The 19,362-nt window shown below is 60.7% G+C and carries 14 protein-coding genes and 3 pseudogenes; 7 read left to right on the forward strand and 10 right to left on the reverse strand.

The features are described from left to right. Nucleotides 1–78: 78 nt before the first annotated feature. The 4 genes and pseudogenes from ACWEH3_RS33825 to ACWEH3_RS33840 form a co-directional block, all read right to left on the reverse strand. Nucleotides 79–303 carry a tyrosine-type recombinase/integrase gene (locus tag ACWEH3_RS33825; RefSeq protein ID WP_450026437.1) on the reverse strand — a complete coding sequence of 75 codons (225 nt, stop codon included), beginning with the start codon at nt 301–303 and terminating at the stop codon, nt 79–81. Further along, entirely contained in the window at nt 304–693 is a 390-nt protein-coding gene (locus ACWEH3_RS33830) for a hypothetical protein (RefSeq protein ID WP_450026439.1), read from the reverse strand. It lies immediately after the preceding gene. Between the two features lie 612 nt (nt 694–1,305). Next, nucleotides 1,306–1,719 (reverse strand): hypothetical protein, encoded by a 414-nt coding sequence (locus tag ACWEH3_RS33835; protein WP_450026443.1) that lies wholly within the window; start codon nt 1,717–1,719, stop codon nt 1,306–1,308. 258 nt (nt 1,720–1,977) lie between these two features. Next, nucleotides 1,978–3,214, reverse strand: a pseudogene (locus ACWEH3_RS33840) (IS256 family transposase). 1,267 nt (nt 3,215–4,481) lie between these two features. Here ACWEH3_RS33840 and ACWEH3_RS33845 point away from each other — a divergent pair. Next, nucleotides 4,482–4,574: pseudogene (locus ACWEH3_RS33845) on the forward strand (hypothetical protein); the annotation flags it as partial. A 71-nt stretch (nt 4,575–4,645) separates the two neighbouring features. Here ACWEH3_RS33845 and ACWEH3_RS33850 read toward each other — a convergent pair. The 3 genes and pseudogenes from ACWEH3_RS33850 to ACWEH3_RS33860 all read right to left on the reverse strand — a co-directional run. Further along, a pseudogene (locus ACWEH3_RS33850) lies at nt 4,646–5,102 on the reverse strand (IS21 family transposase); the annotation flags it as partial. 376 nt (nt 5,103–5,478) lie between these two features. After that, the gene (locus ACWEH3_RS33855; protein WP_450026445.1) at nt 5,479–6,474 is read right to left on the reverse strand and encodes a transglycosylase SLT domain-containing protein; all 996 of its coding nucleotides are present in this window, start codon (nt 6,472–6,474) and stop codon (nt 5,479–5,481) included. A gap of 366 nt (nt 6,475–6,840) precedes the next feature. Further along, nucleotides 6,841–7,026 (reverse strand): hypothetical protein, encoded by a 186-nt coding sequence (locus ACWEH3_RS33860; protein ID WP_450026447.1) that lies wholly within the window; start codon nt 7,024–7,026, stop codon nt 6,841–6,843. A 148-nt stretch (nt 7,027–7,174) separates the two neighbouring features. Here ACWEH3_RS33860 and ACWEH3_RS33865 point away from each other — a divergent pair, with 148 nt between their 5' ends. Beyond that, on the forward strand, nt 7,175–8,125 hold the full coding sequence (locus ACWEH3_RS33865; protein ID WP_450026449.1) for a hypothetical protein: 951 nt from the start codon (nt 7,175–7,177) through the stop codon (nt 8,123–8,125). Between the two features lie 89 nt (nt 8,126–8,214). On the opposite strand, the gene ACWEH3_RS33870 is transcribed toward ACWEH3_RS33865, so the two are convergent. From ACWEH3_RS33870 to ACWEH3_RS33880, 3 genes are all read right to left on the reverse strand, one after another. Then, complete coding sequence (locus ACWEH3_RS33870; protein WP_452358472.1) at nt 8,215–9,381, reverse strand: alpha/beta fold hydrolase; 1,167 nt, start codon at nt 9,379–9,381, stop codon at nt 8,215–8,217. Between the two features lie 410 nt (nt 9,382–9,791). Next, nucleotides 9,792–10,211, reverse strand: coding sequence for a DUF2000 domain-containing protein (locus tag ACWEH3_RS33875; protein WP_450026277.1), 420 nt, complete (start codon nt 10,209–10,211; stop codon nt 9,792–9,794). 1,316 nt (nt 10,212–11,527) lie between these two features. After that, nucleotides 11,528–12,721 (reverse strand): PucR family transcriptional regulator, encoded by a 1,194-nt coding sequence (locus tag ACWEH3_RS33880; RefSeq protein ID WP_450026275.1) that lies wholly within the window; start codon nt 12,719–12,721, stop codon nt 11,528–11,530. A 186-nt stretch (nt 12,722–12,907) separates the two neighbouring features. On the opposite strand from ACWEH3_RS33880, the gene ACWEH3_RS33885 reads away from it, so the two are divergent. The 5 genes from ACWEH3_RS33885 to ACWEH3_RS33905 all read left to right on the forward strand — a co-directional run bounded on the left by ACWEH3_RS33885 (nt 12,908) and on the right by ACWEH3_RS33905 (nt 19,022). Then, on the forward strand, nt 12,908–13,876 hold the full coding sequence (locus ACWEH3_RS33885) for a polysaccharide deacetylase family protein (protein ID WP_450026273.1): 969 nt from the start codon (nt 12,908–12,910) through the stop codon (nt 13,874–13,876). A 2-nt stretch (nt 13,877–13,878) separates the two neighbouring features. Next, nucleotides 13,879–15,435: a class I adenylate-forming enzyme family protein gene (locus ACWEH3_RS33890; RefSeq protein WP_450026271.1), complete on the forward strand. Its 1,557-nt coding sequence runs from the start codon at nt 13,879–13,881 to the stop codon at nt 15,433–15,435. A 141-nt stretch (nt 15,436–15,576) separates the two neighbouring features. Next, nucleotides 15,577–16,386 (forward strand): enoyl-CoA hydratase/isomerase family protein, encoded by an 810-nt coding sequence (locus ACWEH3_RS33895; RefSeq protein WP_450026269.1) that lies wholly within the window; start codon nt 15,577–15,579, stop codon nt 16,384–16,386. 745 nt (nt 16,387–17,131) lie between these two features. Further along, on the forward strand, nt 17,132–18,385 hold the full coding sequence (locus ACWEH3_RS33900; RefSeq protein ID WP_450026267.1) for a cytochrome P450: 1,254 nt from the start codon (nt 17,132–17,134) through the stop codon (nt 18,383–18,385). Nucleotides 18,386–18,803: 418 nt separating this feature from the next. Continuing rightward, on the forward strand, nt 18,804–19,022 hold the full coding sequence (locus tag ACWEH3_RS33905) for a hypothetical protein (RefSeq protein ID WP_450026265.1): 219 nt from the start codon (nt 18,804–18,806) through the stop codon (nt 19,020–19,022). Nucleotides 19,023–19,362 lie beyond the last annotated feature (340 nt).

Here is a 19,362-nt window from a genome sequence, read left to right on the forward strand (position 1 = left end):
ACCGTTCCCAGCCAGAAATGTCTCCATCTTCCTGAAACGCAGCCCGGGGCCAACTCAACCCGTCACACCGGGGCCACTTCACGTTGACATAGCCAAGCGCAGGGTCCGGGTACGGAAGTCCGACGACACGCAGGTGTAGAGCGAGGTCGTGGACGCATGCTCATGGCCGACCTGCTCTTGGACGAACCGCGGATCCCAGCCGTCCTCGATCAGGTGGGTGACGTAGGAGCGGCGCAGCAAGTGGAAATCGAGTGCGGCATCGAGGCCGACCGCGTCTCGGTAGGCCGCGAAACGGGTGTTCATCTAGGTGAATCCGATCCGGGCGCTGCGTTCGAACTGCCAGCACGCGCCTTGAGTGGCGGTCGGCAGCAACGGCCGGACCTCCTCGGTCCACTGCTCGAGGATCTCGGCCGACCACGGCCAGACCGTCAGCACGCTGCGCCGCTTCGGTGGGGAGCCCTTCTTGGCCTTGCCATAGCGGACGTAGACAACGCCGTAGTCGCCGAACTCCGCGCCCTCGGGGTTGCGGCCGAAGTCGACCGCGTCAAGCATGCGGGTTTTGTTGCGGCGCAACCCGAACGCGTAGGCGGTCTTGAACAGCACCGCGTCCCGGAACGCCGGCAACCAGCCCTTACGGCCGCGGCCGCGAACCTCGTCGATCTGGGCGTCGGCGTGGTCGAAGAACGCCTGCAACTCGTCTCGGGTGAAAGCCCGCTTCCCGGCGTTCGGCCTCTTGGAGGTGCACGGCAGTGTTCCATTCGTGGATCACCTGCACCGGGTGCGTTCCGAACCGCTGTTCACACTCGGCCGCCCACTGGTAGGCGGGATCGACCAGGTAGGCGCAGAACAGGCTGATCGAGTTCTGGTAGTTGCGCAGCGTCGATCGCTTCAGATTGCACAGCGCCCGCAGGTCGCCGAGCCATTCGTCGGCCATCCGCGAACTCCAGGCCCATGGGAACTCGTCCGCGTGCGCGGTGAAGGACCGCACCGCCTTCTCTCGCGAGTTGTATCTCAGCAGTCACGACGAGTACGCACGGCACTCCGGTTCCGGTGAGACGACGACTGGCTCGTTGTCTTGGTCGCATCCGATCTGGACGACGGTGTCGCGGAGGATTCGGATGATGTCGGCACGGTGGTCTTCACCTGCGGCGGTGAGCCGCGCTAGCGTGTCGATCGGGTCGGTCGGTGTCGAACTGTGGAGCGGGCGGTAGCGGGGGTTCGGCTCGAATGGGCCGAGTTTCCGGACGAGCCAGTCTTGTCCCCGAATGGTCAAAAGTCTCGGTTGCATCGCTCGTCTCCCCGAACTCATTGGGCATCGCCGAGCCATGGGGTGGGCCGGTTCTCGGGTGCGGGAAAGGTGGCAAACAGTGGCAATGGATTTCCGTTCGAATCGTAGTTTGCGATGACCCCGAGGTCGGTCATCGTCCCGGGTTCCCGCCCAACTGGGGCTACCAGATCGGTTGGTGCATGGATGTCACCCCGGACAGTTCTGCTGCCGTGCAGGTAGTCCGCGGCCTCGCGTGCCGCCGATGCCCCGGGCATCGCTGTTTTACAGGAGACCAGCAGCGTCGCCGGGGCTTGTTGCGCAGCGCGTGCGAAGTAGTGAATGGACGCGAGCAGCCGCCCGTGTGATTCTCCGTCGAGTGCCACGGTCGCCCACACCGGCTGCTCGACGGTACCGGTGTTGACGTCGACCGCGAAGCCGTCGCCTTCTCCCACATCGTGCGCGAAGGAGACGGCTGGCGGTCGTCCCGACTCCGCGACCGCGTCGGCCCACGCCGCCTTCTGCGGTGCGCCGAATACTTGTTGGTGCCCGTGTCCGTCGTTGGGAGGGACATAGCGTGGGAACAGTTCCCGGTCGCTGTGTCTTTCTCCGCGTGCCCACGCCGTGATCGCTTCCGCGTCGCTGGGGAACCCGTGGTCAAGTCCCCGAGCGTGGTGTAAGTCGGGTGGTCACCGCGTGATCCGAAATGTCGGTCAGGCCGTGAGTTCTTCGGGTGTGGTGTCCTCCTGTTCGTCCGTGGGTGCGATTCCGCGTGAGCGGGCAAGGACGTCCAGGCCGAGGTTGCGGCGGCCTTCGATCCATTCGTCGTGTTGTTCGGCCAGGACCGTGCCGACGAGGCGGATGATCGAGCCGCGGTCGGGGAAGATGCCGACGACGTCGGTGCGGCGGCGGATCTCTTTGTTCAACCGTTCCTGGGGATTGTTCGACCAGATCTGTCGCCAGATCTGTTTGGGAAACCCGGCTGAACGCCAGCAGATCCGCCCGGCCGGCGTCGAGGTGGTCGGCGACCCGCGGCAGTTTCTCGGCGAGCGCATCGAGCATCTGATCATATTGTGCAGCAACAGATCCTGGATCTGCTTGATCGAACACCGAATGCAGCAGGGTGCGGACCCATGGCTATGAGGATTTCGGGCAGATGCTCATCAGGTTGACCGTGTAATGGGTGCGGCAGCGCTGCCAGGCGGCCCCGGGCAGGGTCGCGCCGATCGCGGCGACCAGACCGGCGTGGGCATCGGAGGTGACGAGTGCTACCCCGGGAAGTCCGCGGGCGACCAGGTCGCGGAAGAACGCCAGCCAGCCCGCGCCATCCTCACCTGAAGTCACCTGCAGCCCAGGGATTTCCCGGTATCCATCGTTGTTGACGCCGGTGGCGATCAGAGCGTGACGTTGACCACGCGCCCGTTCTCGCGGACCTTCAACACCAGCGCGTCGGCAGCGACGAACGTGTAAGGCCCTTGATCCAGGGGGCGGGTCCGGAAGGCTTCGACCTGGGAATCCAGGTCGCGGGCCATCATCGACACCTGAGACTTGGAAAGTGTTGTGATGCCGAGGGATGCGACGAATTTCTCCGTCCGTCGGGTCGAGACTCCGAGCAGATAGCAGGTCGCCACCACCGAGGTCAGGGCGCGTTCGGCGCGTTTGCGGCGCTCGAGCAGCCAGTCCGGGAAATAAGCTGCCGAAACGGAGTTTCGGGATCGCGACATCGATCGTGCCGACACGGGTGTCGAAGTCGCGGTGGCGGTAGCCGTTGCGGTGGTTGGCCCGCTCGTCGCTGCGTTCGCCGTAGCCGGCGCCGCAGACCGCGTCGGCCTCGGCGCCCATCAGGGTCTGGATGAACGTGGACAGCAGGCCGCGCAGCAGATCGGGGCTGGCCGAAGCCAGTTGCTCGGACAACACGGCGCTCGGGTCGATACGTTGAATATCGGTCATCGCGTGGGACTTTCTTCCTTCAGTGACTTTGGTAGGTCTGTTGAAGGATCACGCGATGACCACCCTCATGTCCGGGGTTCGACACTCACTGCTCGATCAGCGAGCTGCTACACCACTCTGCCGAACGCAGCCGAACCCCCGTCACCTGCCGGGAGGTCCGACAGCCGCGTTCCGAATACGGTCCCCTCGCCATCGATGAGTGGTTAGTGTTTCACCTGGCTGGAGTGGAACGTCACGGGGCGCCATCCAACGAGGTACCCCTCAACCGGATACCCTCCGCGAGGTCTTGATCTGCCGCGGTCTCGTGCGACACCACACCGCGGACCCCGTGCGCAGTCCCCTCCTGTGCCCGGCAAGAGGTTTCGCTATCGGTTCTGCTCCGGCGATGAGGCGCGGTCTGATGATCCGGTTGAAGATAGCTGACAGACGGGACATCGCTAACCGGGAGAAACCGACCGAAGGCGATGACCGATGATCCGGCGAATCGTCTCATCCTGCGTGCAACACCAGGCGGTCTTCCATCCGCGCCGGACCTGGCGTTCCGTCCGCTCGCGGTGTCATCTAGCTATTAGTTGAATACCTTCTATCAAATCTTATCATTTTCAGGTACTAGATCCAGGTCGGTGAGATTTGAATCACATAAATCTGAAAAATCTGTTCACTATTTCATGCGTGAGAAGCTGGTCTTCGAGATACGGTATGTGGCGACAACGGTGGATGTAGGACGCGTCAGCTGCGTGTCGATGCATTCGGCTTGAGAATTAGCTGAAAGTTGATGGGGATGGTGGTTCTGACAATCATGCTATTGGGGGCCGTTATAGTGTGCGCAGGAACGGCGACAGTTTCAGCTATAGCAGTAGTGAGAAGAGACGCGAAGCAACTTTTCTTCCCGCAATGGGCTTATTGGGCGACAGGTCCGGCGGAAATCTGCGTGGGCGCAGGATTGATCGCGAGGTTGGCGATTCCACCCCTATTGGCCACCGTGGCCGTGGGATTGATCGGAATTGCTGCGGTGGCTCTGTGTAATTCAAGAATCGATGACGCGGTGGTCAGGATTGCTGCGGCTTTAGGAGTATCTCTTCTTGCGGCAGCGGTAGGGACATTTAGCACATAGAATAATTGAATACGCCCGCCTCGGGTGTCTCAGTGTGATGGTTCTCATCATGTCGCGGGTGTTCTGATCTCGGACCGGCGAGGGTCCTGTTGCCGCATCTGGATGGGTTGCGGATCGAGACGATCCGCACGGCGGGTTCGACGGTGCGGATCGATGCCGTTACCGGCTAGGATCCTCGGGTGTCCCGGCTGCGGGACGCTGTCCGGCCGGGTTCACAGCCGTTACCAACGGCGGTTGTCGGACACCTCGATGACCGGCCGCGAGGTCGTGATCGGGTTGCGGGTTCGGAGGCTGTTCTGCCGCAACTCTGACATATGCCGCCACGGCACCGAAAACAACGCCTTGCCGACCTTGACAGGGATATCCGGGCCGACAGTGCCCGTCGACCAGTCGGCGAGGATGAAGTCGCTGCGCGGCAACGCAATCAGCGTCTCGGACTCGACCGCTTCGAGCACCGACAGTGGTGATGTGCCGCCGAGTGGCCGGCATGACCGCCGCCCGGCACCAGGCAACCGCGGCGTCCTGCATCTGGGCCAGCGACGGTCATTCCCAGCCCGGCCAGAACGAGTCACGCACATACGGCATCGGCCGTCCCACCCGCGGCTTGTCCTTCGGTTTGCCGCGCCCGGCCGGATCCACTAACGTCCCGCAATGCTGCGCAAAACTGGCGTAGGACCGGTTGATCTTCGGGTCACACAGATCCGGACGGGCCACCCCGGTGCGAAGATTGTCCGGCGCCAACCGAGCAGGCACACCACCGAAGAACGCAAATGCCTCCCACGCGCCTCAATCCCATCGCCGCATGAGACACGCTCTAAGATGCGGCAGCGCACCGACATCAGCCACGCCACTCGGCGCGGCGGATTGCCGCCGTGGGCTGGATCAAGCCCAGTCATCGCGTCAAAGTAAAGAGGAGATCGCCACCATTCGCGCATGGGATACACGGAGCTTGATAGGTGTAGACGTTGTCGCCGTGGAGTCGGGCAGCAATGCGACGCACGACCAGATGCTCGGCGTGTCATCGGTCCTCGCTGGGCGCGAGGCCAAAATTAACGCTGGAGCGGCACAGAATGTGAATGCTACAGCCGACAGAGTCTGGCCTCATTCTTTCGCCAGCGCGCCGATCCAATTCAGGCGCGCAATGTAAAATCTAGTAACCTTTCGGCGAACGATTCGGATCAGCCTGTTGGACTTTCGCTTGCAGGTCATGCCCGTCCGGGGAGACGTTGTATCGTTTCATGACATAGTTCATGCTAGCAGCGACATTGGCGACTGGGTCGTGAATGTTGTCAGATGTTCCGGCCACATGATATGCCTGGAAGGTTCCGGGGATGGTCTGTGTGAGCCCCCTGGATGCGCTTCCGGCGGCGGCGTTGCTGTCCCAGTTGTTGACGGCGTTTGGGTTCCCGCCAGATTCTCGGCTGATTAGCACCCGGTAGCCGCGCTTCCAATACTCGCGGGCAGTTGGATCGGTAATACCGAGCGCGTCGAGCGCGTTATCAATGGCGGCGTCTATCGAGGTGCTGCCTTGATAGCGGGTATAGTCGGTGGTCGCCGCGAAGGGTGCCGAACTCGGCCTGGTTGAGTAGCTAGACTGCATGGGGCTGCGGCCTGCCGATGCCGCTTCACTATTGGGCTTTGCGGTGGAGGCGTCGATGTCGTTCGCATACGTCTGTACGTGACCTGTTGCGCTTGCTATCTCATTGTGTACGTCATCTACCGTTTTCAACACTGCAGAGGTCAGCGCCGCTTCGACGTCAGGTGCAATATATCGCTCACCCGGATCTGGCCCCGGAGCTCCGTCGAGCGTGGATTGTAAATCCTCGACATGCTGAATGACTGCCCTCCGTGTACCACTCGAAATTCTGTGTGTGTTTTCGGTGGAAACGTCAGCGCTGTAATCACGCTTACGAATATAGTCCTTCATGTTGGCAAGTTCTCGCAGGTGACTGGTGTAGCTCTCCGCCATGACCGACTTGCTTTCGTCGCCGATAGCAAAATTGTCTTTGTGTGATGGCGCCAGGTCTAAAGCCTGTGAAGGTGAGTCATCCGGTAGTAGATCCACCGACTTCTGAATCAATCCCTGTGCCGAATCGATCGCTGTGAGCAGACCGTATCTTGCGCCAGCGGGGGCTTTTATCTGCACTATCCAGCGCATACTGATTGCCGCCAGTCCCGGACCTGTCCTAGTGCGAGGATGTCTATTAATGCCACTTCTACGTTGCATCGGCATGCCGACATCGTTCAAAGCTCTCCGTTCACGATTGCAGTATCATTTATAACACCAGCAAAAGACTTTCGATTGCGGGCGGACAGCTCCTTCGGCGGGTCGCTGGAGTTGTCGCTGACATCCCAGCTGGTAGATAGGTCGTTCGTTCCTCCCGCTCAGGAAGCCATACGAAGTCTCGATTGTCTTGATTAAATTTAACCGGAAGGGTTGCTCTCAAAGAGGAAAGAGAACTGGGGCCGACTGTTCCTCCGGTGTGTCCGTCGCAGTTGCCCGAGATATACTTCAGATGAAGCTCCAATTGATAATCCAGTTCAAGTCGCACAGCTTTGCGATCGGCGACTGCTCCACTGGCTGCAGGCAGTCGTCCGAAGGCTTGTCGTAGATCGACTGACGATTGGCCTGGTTTCGTTGCAGTGAGACGGCGGATGCGTTGTGCAGTAGCGGTGTCGAGAAATCAGCTGTACGCATTCTCGTCGATTCTGCGGTCGAGATGCTGGGCCGGGCAGATACCGCCCAATCAAGGTTGCCGATGGTAGGGATGATTTAGTGTCGGGATACAAGTTGATGCTGCCGATGCCGTTATATTGCAGTGCTTGCTACCGCGGAAGGAGTGAAAATGCGCTACGGTGCACTCGCTAAGGTTGGCATGGTACTTGGGCGGCGGATGACGGATGCTACTGGCCAAACGGCACATTGGTGGGCGCACCAGTACCGGAAAAGAACGGTAATCGAAATCCGGCGTAGCATGGATGAATTCTCTCTAAACGATCACGACCTCCAAAAGTTATACGACCACTCCGCCCCAATGACCGACTTTGAGCTCCCAGCGGAGGCTGTTCGCCCAATTCGGGGCGTACTGCTGCACGGCACTGATCTGAACGGTAGGAAGCTCAGTTGCTGGTCTGGAGATTTCGGTAAAGTGAGCCTTCGGAGTCCTTCTGGATCCGTCGCCGGGATGGCCTATCCATCCTCCGATATAACCGCGGACTTCATGGATCGAATTACGATTCCGAACGAGATGGGACCATTCGTGAAGTTTCGGTTCATCAATGATCATAGGGCAGAACACCACAGCCCAGATGCCTTACCATGGATTGATGGCACTGCCATCTATGTACATGCGGAGTTGGACGCCACGCGGCCGGTATTCAATGTGAAGGCGGAAGTCCCGACGTTCGATCCGCATGACATCCGTCTCGATCGCGGTGGTACTACGTTACAACTGGAGCCGGAGCAGTTCGCTAAACTGGTCGCACACGAGCCTGCCCTGCGTGCATTGGCGAACGCGGAACATGATCGTAGCGTCGTTATGCTATGTGGTAAGGCTGGAAGTCCGGACGAGACCGTAGCCTATCGCTTCTCGGACACCTTGCACAACGAGGGTTTTACTCGTGATGTTTACTTCTCTACCGGATCGCAAATTCTATGGGATCGAAGCCCTTTCATCGCTGTGGAAGAGGTATTCGACAGGTCAGGTAGGTTATTTCCGGCGTGGGAGGTGTATCCGGCTACGGAGGGGCGAACTGCGGCGTTGGCTCCGCCGGATGATGTGGCTCACGAGCGCTGATCGAGCCGTTTTGAGAATCGCAGCCATCGCCACACTATGGACCGTTCAGGGTGCTCGGAAAGTAGGCATGGTGGGACGCTTGCCCTGGGTCATGTGTCAGTGAGGGTTGTCCATTGGTCGAGTGTGGTGGGGATGGGGGTTATGGGCTGGTGGCCGGGGGGGAGGTCGGTGGGGAAGTGGGTGAGGTTTTCGTGTCCGGATAGCCATGCGTAGGTGCCGGGTTTGATTTCCATGGCGCCGAAGTGGCCTACCTGCGTCACGGTATACAGTCGGCCGGAGGGCAGTCGGGCGGCGATGTGTTGCGCGTGTGCGGGAGGGGTGAATCCATCCTGGCTGCCGGTCCAGACCATGGTCGGGCATTCGATATCGCCGAAGTCGAAGCCCCAGGGCAGTTTTTTCCGGTGGCTGTCGCCGTTCCAGCCTGTCGAGCCGCTTCTGAGTCCCTCGGCGTACATGGTGCATAGATGCTGCGCGTGTTTGCCCACGATGGCTTGATCGCCGGGGCCGAGCCGGTCGAAGGGTATGCCGATGATTGTCATCGGGTCGGTGGGATCGGCTGCCAGAGCCGCCGACCGTTCGGCGCTGACCTGTTCGATCGGTCTATCCAGGCCGCGCTGCTGGGTTTTGCCTTCGTGCAGCTTGTCTTTCATCAGGGCGGGGGAGGCGGTGGGGACCAGCAGCGCGGCTTTGGTGACGCGGTCCGGTAGCAGCGCCGCCGCGGCTGCGGCATATGGAGTTCCACCGGATCGGCCGACGACGGCGAAGGTGTCGATGCCGAGGTGATCGGCGATCGCGGCGACATGCCCGGCGCCGTCGGCGATCGTCATGCCCTCCCGCGGCGGCGCCGATCCGCCGTAACCGGGACGGTCGTAGGTGATCAGTCTTATCCCCAGCCGATCGAGCAACTCTGGTGGGGCGGTATCCACGCGGGAACCCGGCGTTCCGTGCAGCTGGATTATCGGCGTCCCGTCCCGCGGGCCCTCGACACGGCACTGCAACCGCTGGCCATCAGGACTGGTCACCACGAAATCCCTCGACCGCCAACCCACCCCACACCCCGGATCGACCCCGACACCACTGCCGCCACCCGAGTCGAGGCTGTGTCGCACCGTTTCCGCGAGGGACTCATCCACCGTGGTCTTCGCCCGCCCCGCAGCCCGCAGCGCCTCCGCGCTACTGGAAGACGGATGCGCCGCCGACGTCGCAATTTCCGGGACGTGAACGGTCCTCAACCTCTCACGCAACGCATGCAACATCCTACCGATCCCGCTCACCACATCACCTCCTCAGTCACCCCTCTCTCCTTGCTCGCCCGAACGTGTAGCACCAGTCGTGGTCTTCGACCGTCGGACGGTATAGACGTTCGGCTGTGGCAGTTTGGATTGACTGGATGTCTCGTCGGTCATGCATCGGCTGGGGTTCGAGCAGGTCGATCTCGCACCGTGGTGTCGGGTCGAAGCCGTGCTGGGATAGCCAGAGCACTCCAAGCGGGCTTCGCAGCGATCACCATGTGCAGACGTCGAGGCCGTCGTCGATGCCGTAGCGTCGACGACGTTATCGAGGTGCTCCTGGCGACGGGAGCGGTGATCCGGTAACGCTGCAGACTAGCGCCACCCAGAGCCCTTTCGCTGCGGTGCACCGGAATCCTGCCCTGCACGGAGGCGGGTCAGCGGAGCAAGGGCAGTGAGCCGACGAGCTTGGTGATCTGTTTGCGTGGGCCGTACAGTCCGACACCGACACTGGCGAGGTCTGCGGTGGGGGTGGACTCCATCTTGTCGATGTATTCCTCGTAAGTCTTGCAGCCCTGAGCCAGGGAGCTGAAACTTACGAAGAACAGGTCGTCCCGGGTGGCCGCAGTCTGCACGATGGCACCGACCCGATCGGGGGGCGCCACGAGGATCGGCAGCGGTGTATAGATGACGCCGGGGTGGATAACGCCGTCGGCGTCTTTGACATCCGCGCCGACGAGTCCCTCGATGCGGTGGCCCATTGTCAGCGAGAGCACGCTGGCGGCGTTGACCGCGAGTCCCGTGGGCAGCTCGTCGCTGATCACGATCGCGCACTTGAACTCTGGCTGGCTTGTCATACGCAATCCTTTTCTGTGTTCGATCTTGCCGTGCCCGGTATTTCCCCGGGCCGGTGGCCGTTCGCCAATACAGGATGGCCGGAACGCCGGTGACAACGACCGCGCCGCCGATGATCTGTTATGCGCCAATGCACTGCTCGGCCAGCAATGCCACCCCAGGCCACGCCCGCCACCAGGAACGATGTCGAGTAGGTTGACCGCCGCGCGGGGTAGCAGCCAGCGCAGTCGGTAGTTATCACGCCCTAACACGGCTACTGAGCAGGGCCCGCCCAAGAACCGCACGCGGTCCAGCTCCGCTGGCGCGGGCCATGCCCAGCGGTACGTATCCAACAGCGACGTCGCCAGGAGTCTAAATGCCCCGGCCAGCGTCTGATGGTATGTCACTACCATCGATGAGGCGCCGGAGGTGTTGCGCTGCACCAGCAGCTGGTACCCGGCCCGAATAAGCCCGCCGAGAGCCAGCAGCGCACCTTATACCCCCGGTTCCCGAGGTCGTCACCAACCGCGCCCCGCACGACCAACCAGAACCCGCCGCCGACGAAGATCATTCCCGCCAGCCATACCACCGACAGCGTGGCTTGCCCCAGGAATCAGCTCGAGGGCGAGGGTGATGATCGGGTAGACGGCGACGATCAGTGTCGCGTCCGAGGCCCTCGCCAGGTCGACACGGAGGTTCTCCGCCGCATCCCGCTGGCCAGTCCGATGAACAACCTGCTGTGGCATCGTTGGCGGCCATCGGTCCCGGCGGGCACGGGCACCGTGGGGATGACGAGTGCGGCGACGCCGAAACCGGAGCTCACCGATCGCCAGCGGCGGGATCCGCGTCAATGTCACCTTGGTGACCGCGTATGACGTGCTCCAGATCAGCGCGCTGCTACCACGACCGCGATCGCCCAGAGGCGCTGGCTTGTGGGTGGGATGGGCCCGCTCGTAGCGCGCTCGTCGCCGCAGAGGGTCATGGCGGCAAGCCAACACTGAATACGAAAACTTCCCGGTAATGTCCGAGAGTAAATTCGGATATCTGTCCAAACCGCGAGTATGGCGTGAATAGAGGGAGTGCAGGCGATACTGCTCGACGAACTCGATACGGCGTGCTGACGCTGCTATAGGAGGATTCGCTGCGGACGAACAAAGAACTGGCCGGTCATCGTCTGCGTGATAATCGCGGTGGGTCCGGTAGGTGCTGCTGGTGGCGTTGCTGCGTTCTCAGCGACTCATCCGATCGCCCTGTTGATGGACAGCTTGCCCATTACTCCCCGAAATAACTAGAGATCGGCGCCCTGCGTCGCTTGCTAGGTGAACCGCACCGCGAATGATTAGATCGCCGGGGTCCGGACCTGGGATAGTTCGAGTTCCACCGCGAGTCTGAGATTCACGTTTCCAGGGTCTACCGGTTTGCCGAGGATGCTCTCTATCCGTTGGAGCCGCTGGCGGACGGTATTCGGGTGTACATGCAGGTGGTGTGCTGCGCTGGAAGCGCTTCCCGATTGACGCATGAAGACTTGCAGCGTCGTAATCAGGCGCGTGTCGTTTCCTAACAAGCCGCCGAGTTCATGCTCGACGAAGTCCTGGGCAAGGTCGAGGTCCCGAGAGGCGAGAGCCGCTGCAGCAACGTCGTCGAAGAGGGTCACCCCCTCGGCGGATGCGCGCTCGGCGACCCGGTGTGCCTCAAGCGCTTGGCGGTGTGTCGATCGAAAGCCGTCGGCGCCGAATGCCGGGGACCCGACCGCGATGGTCATCCAATCCGGCGGCGCAAGGTCTGCCAAGCGTCGGTGGAGTTCGGCGGATTTAGAAGAAACCCATCCGTATACAGTACGAGGTCCGGCGGTGATGTAGATGCGCTGCCAGCACTTCGGCCGGATCATGGCTTCGAGCGATCCCTCGAGTGTATCAGCGCGAGCGTCGTCGTTCGTGGCGGCGACGAAACCCACGTGCGTCGATGCGAAGCGGTATCCGATCACTTCCTCGATCTCAGCTTCATTTCCCGGATTGCGCAAGGCATTCCGCACCAGCTCGGCTTTACGTATAGTCTCGCCCAACGCGCGCCGGCTGCTGGCCTGGTTGTAGATTGCAACCGATTCTGACGTAGCTGTCTGTATGTACTCGAACAGTCTGACAGAAGTCACTTCTAACACGTCTGCATGTTGCGTCAAGCTTAAGGAGGGAAGATTTTCACGAAGATACGCGGTGAATTTCTTCCACACGGCGGCGTGTCCGATCTCGTACGATCGCAGTAAAGTCGAGAGAGGTGTTCCACGGACTGCGGCTAGGCGAGCAAAGTTCTGCGCTTCTGGCGGGAGCGGGAACCTAAGGCGCCTCCGCGGGTGCGCGATTTCAGTGCTCATGGTGTCCAGATGGGATGTCACCGAACTCCGCAACGCGGGCAGGTCCTCGTCTACTGCAAGATCTGGAAGCTGCCGGGAAAGCCCGCCAGCCATCTCCAGCAGAACTCGCTCGCCGCAATCGGCGAGCCACTCGACAAATATTCCCGCAGGGTCGGCATTGACCATGAGGCATGGTACACCTTGGACGCCATCTGGGCCAAGGGCGCTGTGCAAGGTGAGGCCGGCTGGTGCCGAAGTGTGAGCGACGCACATAGACATGTGTCCGACAAGGCCATTGTCCTACGCCACACAAGCATGGATTGTAGAGCCAGATCACAGTGCGACCGAGCACTCGGCAAGAAGGACCTACCGATGGATAACTATTCGCTGACCGGCCTCAAAGTAGCGGTTACCGTTGACGACCTGTTCCAGTGGACAGGAGTGCCTTTCCCAGCCGGCCGTAGTCCGCGGACGGTAGTGTCCTCCATGGTGGATGCCCTTGCAGCGCACAATGTCCCCGGCGTTTACGCGTTCAGCAACACGGCTCCGATCGATCAGGACAAGCGTCTGCTGGATGTATTCGATGCTTGGTGCGCAGCGGGTCACCATGTGGGAAACCACACCCATCATCATGCCAGCCTGAATTGGGTCGATCCGAAGGCTTACATCAAGGACATCGACGAGAGCGAGGCGTTGATCGGTGAGTGGATCGACCGTGCGCCCACTCGGTACTTTCGGTACGCCTTCGACATGTGGGGTGATACTTCAAGGAAAACCGATGAGATCCAGGTGCACCTCGCCAAAGGCGGCTATGTCGCTGCGCCGGTGAGCTACTGGTTCTACGACGCCCAGTTCATGGTGGCCTATCACCGGGCACTCAAGCTCGGTGATGTAGAAGCACAACGTCATCTGCGATCCACCTTGGTAGCAACGGCGGTGCAACAACTCCGTAACCAGGCGTCCGCGGCAGAGGCCGCACTCGGGCGCAGACCGGCGCTGGTAGCTCTCATCCATGGGACCGCGATCGGAGGTGACACCATAAGCGATATTCTCGCTGCCCTTGCGGCGGAGGGAGTCGTTTTCGTAACACTGGAGGAGGCGATGAAGGACCCGTTCAATGGAGTACCTACACCGTTGACTACACGTAAATTCCGCAATGCTGCCCAGAAGTGGGCTGAGTTGACTGGCGTGCCCATCCACGACGTCCCCCCACGTGTCCTCGGCGAAGTCGAAGAAGTCGCGAAAATTTCTGGCGAGAGCTATGAAGAGGTCGTCGGCGGCGCCATGCGTCTGTGGGGAGAACCATTCGGGGTGACCACAACGCCGGAAGACTTCCACTGACCATGACTAGCTCCATCTCCCAAGTCCTCGACCGTGCGGTGGGCATGTTTGGCGATCGGATCGCTGTCACAGATGGACGCATGCGTTGGACCTACCGTGAGCTTGGTCGCCGAGTGCTAGCCCTTGACGCCGCACTCGACGGATTCAAACTAGGCGTTGGTGACGTTGTCGGGGTTCTCGCGCACAACGATCCTCTCCACATCGTGGCTTGGCTTGCGGTCCCGCGCAGTGGGCGAGTTATGAATGAACTCAACACTAGGCTATCCCGGGCGGAGTTGGAATTCACCCTCGCCGACTCTCGGACTCGGGCGCTCATCGTCGATGATGATCATGTCGACTTGGCTCGCTCGCTCCAGGCGGCAGTTGATTCGCTGACAACCCTAATCTATGCGGGCGTTCATTCGGCACCCGTCGGCTTTGTTGATCTTGCAGCTCTGACAGGGGGAGAGGCCGAGTCCTCGCTGCCGGTCGCCAGTGGAGACATGATCGCTGGCATCTTCTACACCGGCGGGACTACAGGGCGTCCTAAGGGGGTCCAGCTCAGTCATCAGAATTTGATCTCCACGGCCAAGAACGCGCTGATCTGCTGGGGGTTCGATGACCAGGATGCGTATCTACACGCTGCTCCCATGTTTCACCTTGCGGATGGTGCGGCGACCCTTGCCTTGACCTGGGTCGGCGGCAAGCACGTGATCCTCGACGCCTTCGAGCCGCGGCGGTGGCTCGAGATCGTTAAAACTGAAAGGGTCACTCGAGCCACCTTGGTGCCGACGATGATCAATCGACTTGTCTCCGAGCCGTTTCCCACAGGAACCGATTGCTCTTCACTGCGCTCGATTGCTTACGGAGGTTCGCCGATGCCGCGTGCGCTCTTACAGCGCGCTGCGGCCCGGTTCGGCTGTGACTGGGGCCAGGTGTATAGCATGACCGAAGGAGCGGGAATCACCACCTTTCTCGATCATCGTGACCACCGGCGGGGACTCGCCGGAGACGATCCGATCGCCGCTGGACGGTTGGCCTCGGTTGGACGCCCCGTCGTTGGGTGTGAGGTCCGAATACTTCGAGCCGACGGCTCGATGGCCGATAGTGGTGAAGCCGGCGAAGTAGTCGTGCGCGGTGAAACGATAATGCGAGGCTATCTTAATCGGCCGACTGAGACGGCTGCGGCTTTTTTGGACGGCCAGTGGTATCGTACCGGAGATGTAGGTTACTTCGATGGCGATGGCTACCTGTTCGTGGTGGACAGAATCAAAGACATGATCATAACTGGTGGCGAAAACGTATACGCCGCCGAGGTCGAAGCCGCGATTCATGAACACCCAGCGGTTTACGAGGCGGCCGTGTTCGGAGTTCCCGACGACGACTGGGGTGAAGTTGTCCACGCTGCTGTTGTATTGCTGCCGGGGCATCTCGCCGCGCAAGACGAATTAATCGGCCACACAAGAAGCCGTATCGCCCCGTACAAAGCGCCGAGGGTGGTGCATTTTCTTGAGCGACAGCTCCCGCGCTCTGCGGCTGGAAAGGTGGTGAAGAGCGATCTCCGACAGGAATTCCGGTGATATCCCCGTTGCTCGGTGAAATATCGATCTCCTCGACTTTGAATTTCTAGTCAAGAAGTTTCCGTTTCCCAGGCCCCACTAGAATGGATTCGAAAGTCTGGGCAACCAACATGATACGCGAAATAGAACAGGTGTAATAAAATGGCAAAGGTTGACTTCAGTAGGTATCAGAGCATTGCAGTCACCCGCGAAGGCTCAGTTCTCACCCTAACGTTGAACCGACCAGAGCGGTACAATGCGATCGATCACCCGCTTCATGAAGAGCTTGGTGACATCTTCTACGATATTGCGAAGGATGACGAGACCGCCGTTGTGGTGCTGACCGGTGCCGGCAAGGCCTTCTGTGCTGGCGGCGATTTGCGCGCGATGAAAGCGCATGCTGACGAGTACGGTGCCCCTGGTCATTACCTATCGCGGGTCACGGCAAAGCGTGTTGTATACTCACTGCTTGATCTGGAGAAGCCGATCATCGCTAAAGTGAATGGCGCTGCGCTCGGGCTCGGCGCAACTCTTGCTCTGTTCTGCGACATCGTCTATATGGCAGATGATGCAAAGATCGGTGACCCACATGTGGCAGCTGGAGTCGTAGCTGGCGACGGGGGTGCTGTGATCTGGCCGCAGCTGATTGGTTACACCAGAGCGAAAGAGTTCCTGATGACCGGTGATAGTATAAGCGGAACCCGCGCGGAGCAGCTGGGTCTCGTCAACTACGCATTGCCGAAGGACGAGCTGGATTCGGCAGTTGACGCGATGGCAAGGAGGCTCGCGGACGGTCCACAGGACGCCATCCGATGGAGTAAGGTCTCAGCCAACATCGGTCTGCGGCAACTTGCTCACTCCATTCTCGATGCCTCAATGGCTTACGAAATTGCCACTATGCACAGCGCGACGCACAGTGAAGCGATCAATGCATTCACCGAAGGTCGGCGCGCTGACTTCAAGGGATTGTGAGCTAGCGGCCGGGACGTCGTCGTGCCCGTGGACAGCCATGGGCACGACGAGGCCGCGGAGTGCGGGGACATCACGCGGCTGTTCGCGCTCGGGAAATACATTAATCGGAGTCGACGATTGGTCTCGTGTGCACGCTGGGAGGGTATTCGACTTCTGTCTAGGCCGACCCGCGGCCTGGTCATTTGCTTTCGACAGTCGATGACGGAGAGTTGGTATGTTTGTCGTTGTATTCCCTACATGATGGGCTTACCGCACTATTTGGCTGCAAGCGCGCGGGTTCGCGATGATCCCGCACCAGTGATTCTTATTCGCCACTGAGATTTTTGCTCGAGTCGCAATGGAACTTACGGGTGATCGCCAGTGCAGGTGCTCATGCCCTCATCGGCTGCACGAGCGGGATCCTCATTGAATGATAATACAAAATTATAGTTGCGCCCTTGAGTGGGTACCGAGCTCGGGTGGGCCACCCTTCGATCTAAGTGGCTGGCTCCCTGACGAACTCCGAAACGACCCCGAGCGAACGAGCCGATCTGAACAGGGGATGCTGCCACCTGGGTTCTGCCGAGCAGGTGATTGCCGTGATCGGTACGCTTTCAGCCTCGTTGAGTGAGGGGTGAAAGTCGTTCTGTGAACCGTTCCTCATGTGTACTAGCGTTCGCTGTGCCGTACGGGCTAGACCACCCGATAACCAGCTCGGTGAGGTCTGGCAGCTGGCGAACCTACAAGTCAGTTAGGAGTTCACTTCTTGTCTACGCCGCCTTCTCGGGCTCCGGTTCGGACTTGCCCCGTCCTCCACGATTCACCGACCGATTCCGATGACCAGCGAGTCCCGATCTACTCGCCCGAATTCGCGGCGGATCCGCACCGTGCGTACCGCGCGATGCGTAGCAGGTACGGATCTTTGGCGCCGGTGGAGTTGGCGCCGGGCGTCCCGGCCACCTTGGTGATCGGCTACAGCACCGCAGTGCGGATCCTCAACGACTCGGAACGCTTTCCCGCCGACCCACGCGGCTGGCAGGAGGGCATCCCCGCTGACTGCCCCATCCTTCCCTTGCTGGAGTGGCGGCCCACAGCCAGTCGCAGTTCCGGGACTGACTTCACCCGCTACAGAGGGGCAATTACGGCGGCCATCGATGAAATCGATCTATACGCCCTCCACGACACGGTGAGGGGGCTCGTCATCCCGCTGATCAACTCCTTCTGCCGAGAAGGGAGTGCCGAACTGATCCGCCAGTATGTATTCCCGCTGGTCTTCGAGGTGGTGAACTATCTGCTGGGCTGCCCTCCGGAGATCGGCGGACGAATCACTGCTGGCGCGGCTGCGATCCTCGAGGGTGTCGACGCCGAGAAGGGCAATCAGATGCTCAGGCAGGCACTGATGAGTCTCGTCGCCCTCAAACGCATCAAACCTCAACGCGACGTGGCCTCAACACTGCTCCGACACCCAGCCCGGCTGGACGATAATGAGGCCTCACAACACATCTCCCAGGTTTACGGTACCGGGATCGAGTTTCAGCTGAATCTGATCGCCAACACGCTGCTGCTAATTCTCACCGACGAGCGCTTCGGCGGCAGCATCCTCGGCGGGAACCTGTCCTCCCGCGACGCGATCGACGAGGTCTTGTTCAACGACCCGCCGCTGGCGAATCTGCTGATCACCTACCCTCGCCATCCGATCCTCATCGATGGCGTCTGGTTGCCTGCGCATCAGCCCGTCGTCATCAGTATGGCCGCGTGCAATAACGATCCCGAGATCCGTACCGGCGACTTGACCGGCAATCGCTCCCACTTGGCCTGGGGCCTCGGACCGCATGCCTGCCCGGCGCGTGCGTTGGCTTACCTGATTGCGCAAGAGGCCATCGACCAACTCCTGGACGCGCTGCCGGAGATCGAATTGAACCTGCCGAACGGAGTACCCACCTGGCGACCGGGTCCCTTCCAGAGGGCTCTGACCGAATTGCCGGTCACCTTCCCACCGACCGCCCCGATTGAGCTTTGAAGACCGACAGGCGCAGGGTGGGAGTGCCCGATGAAGGCTCTGGTTCACTTCCTGTGGCGACACAGTATGCCAGCCGGATCCGGCGTCGGGGTAGCTCGAGACTGGCCCGGCCAACCATCTATGGCTGGACCAGCTTGTCTTCGTGTTCGCGGCCCTCGGTCAAGCTGCTGCTATAGGCCGCGGTCAGGCCAACGGCCGCCGCATCATGGTCTTGATCGAGCCGCGCAGGAACGGGTTGAGTTCAATCAGCCCGGCTTCGCAGATCTATTTTACCCAGCTGTTCAGGTCGCTGCCGTTACTTCGGCCAGAATCGACGTGAACTCACCGCCGCGCCGGAACGGTCTTGTCATCTCGGGGCAGGCACAGACAAGTTCGTCCAGCTGAGGTCGACGTATGACTTCGGCGTAAGGTCGCCGTGATGCTCGCGCAACCATATGACGAGGGTTTCGGACTTGCGATCGCCCACGACATCGACCCGTTCGTGAGTGACCGCATCCAAATCTGTGTGCCGCGGCGATTTCAACGCCTCAATGTGAAGTCGCCCACGCTCACTACTTTGGGAATCGGCCGGTGGGAGCAGGAGCTGAAGCAGTATCCAATCCGCGGTGTGGCGGACATCCGAAGTGGCAAGGGGTGAGAAGCGCGACCGTGGCTCGCCCATTCAGTCCTCTCACGAGTGTCCGCACCTGACCCCGTCGGAATTGCAGTAGGCGCGTGCGGCCTTTCTCGCATGCGCCACCAGTTTCGGCGGGACGCGAATCACGCCGTTCTCCGGCGGCAATCAGGTCACCTTCGAACCGGCGGGGCAAGTTACGACAGTCCTCGGTCGCCCACAATCACTTCGGATCCGACTGTGCCCGGGACTTATTTCAGCAGCACCAGGTGGTTGAGGTTCCCTCGCTTTCTCGGAGGGCGCTGACTGTGGTCCGAATAGGACCGGGAGGAGTCATTCGTGGCAGCACCGAAGAAGTACCCGG

It is taken from the genome of Nocardia sp. NPDC004718, assembly GCF_053601535.1.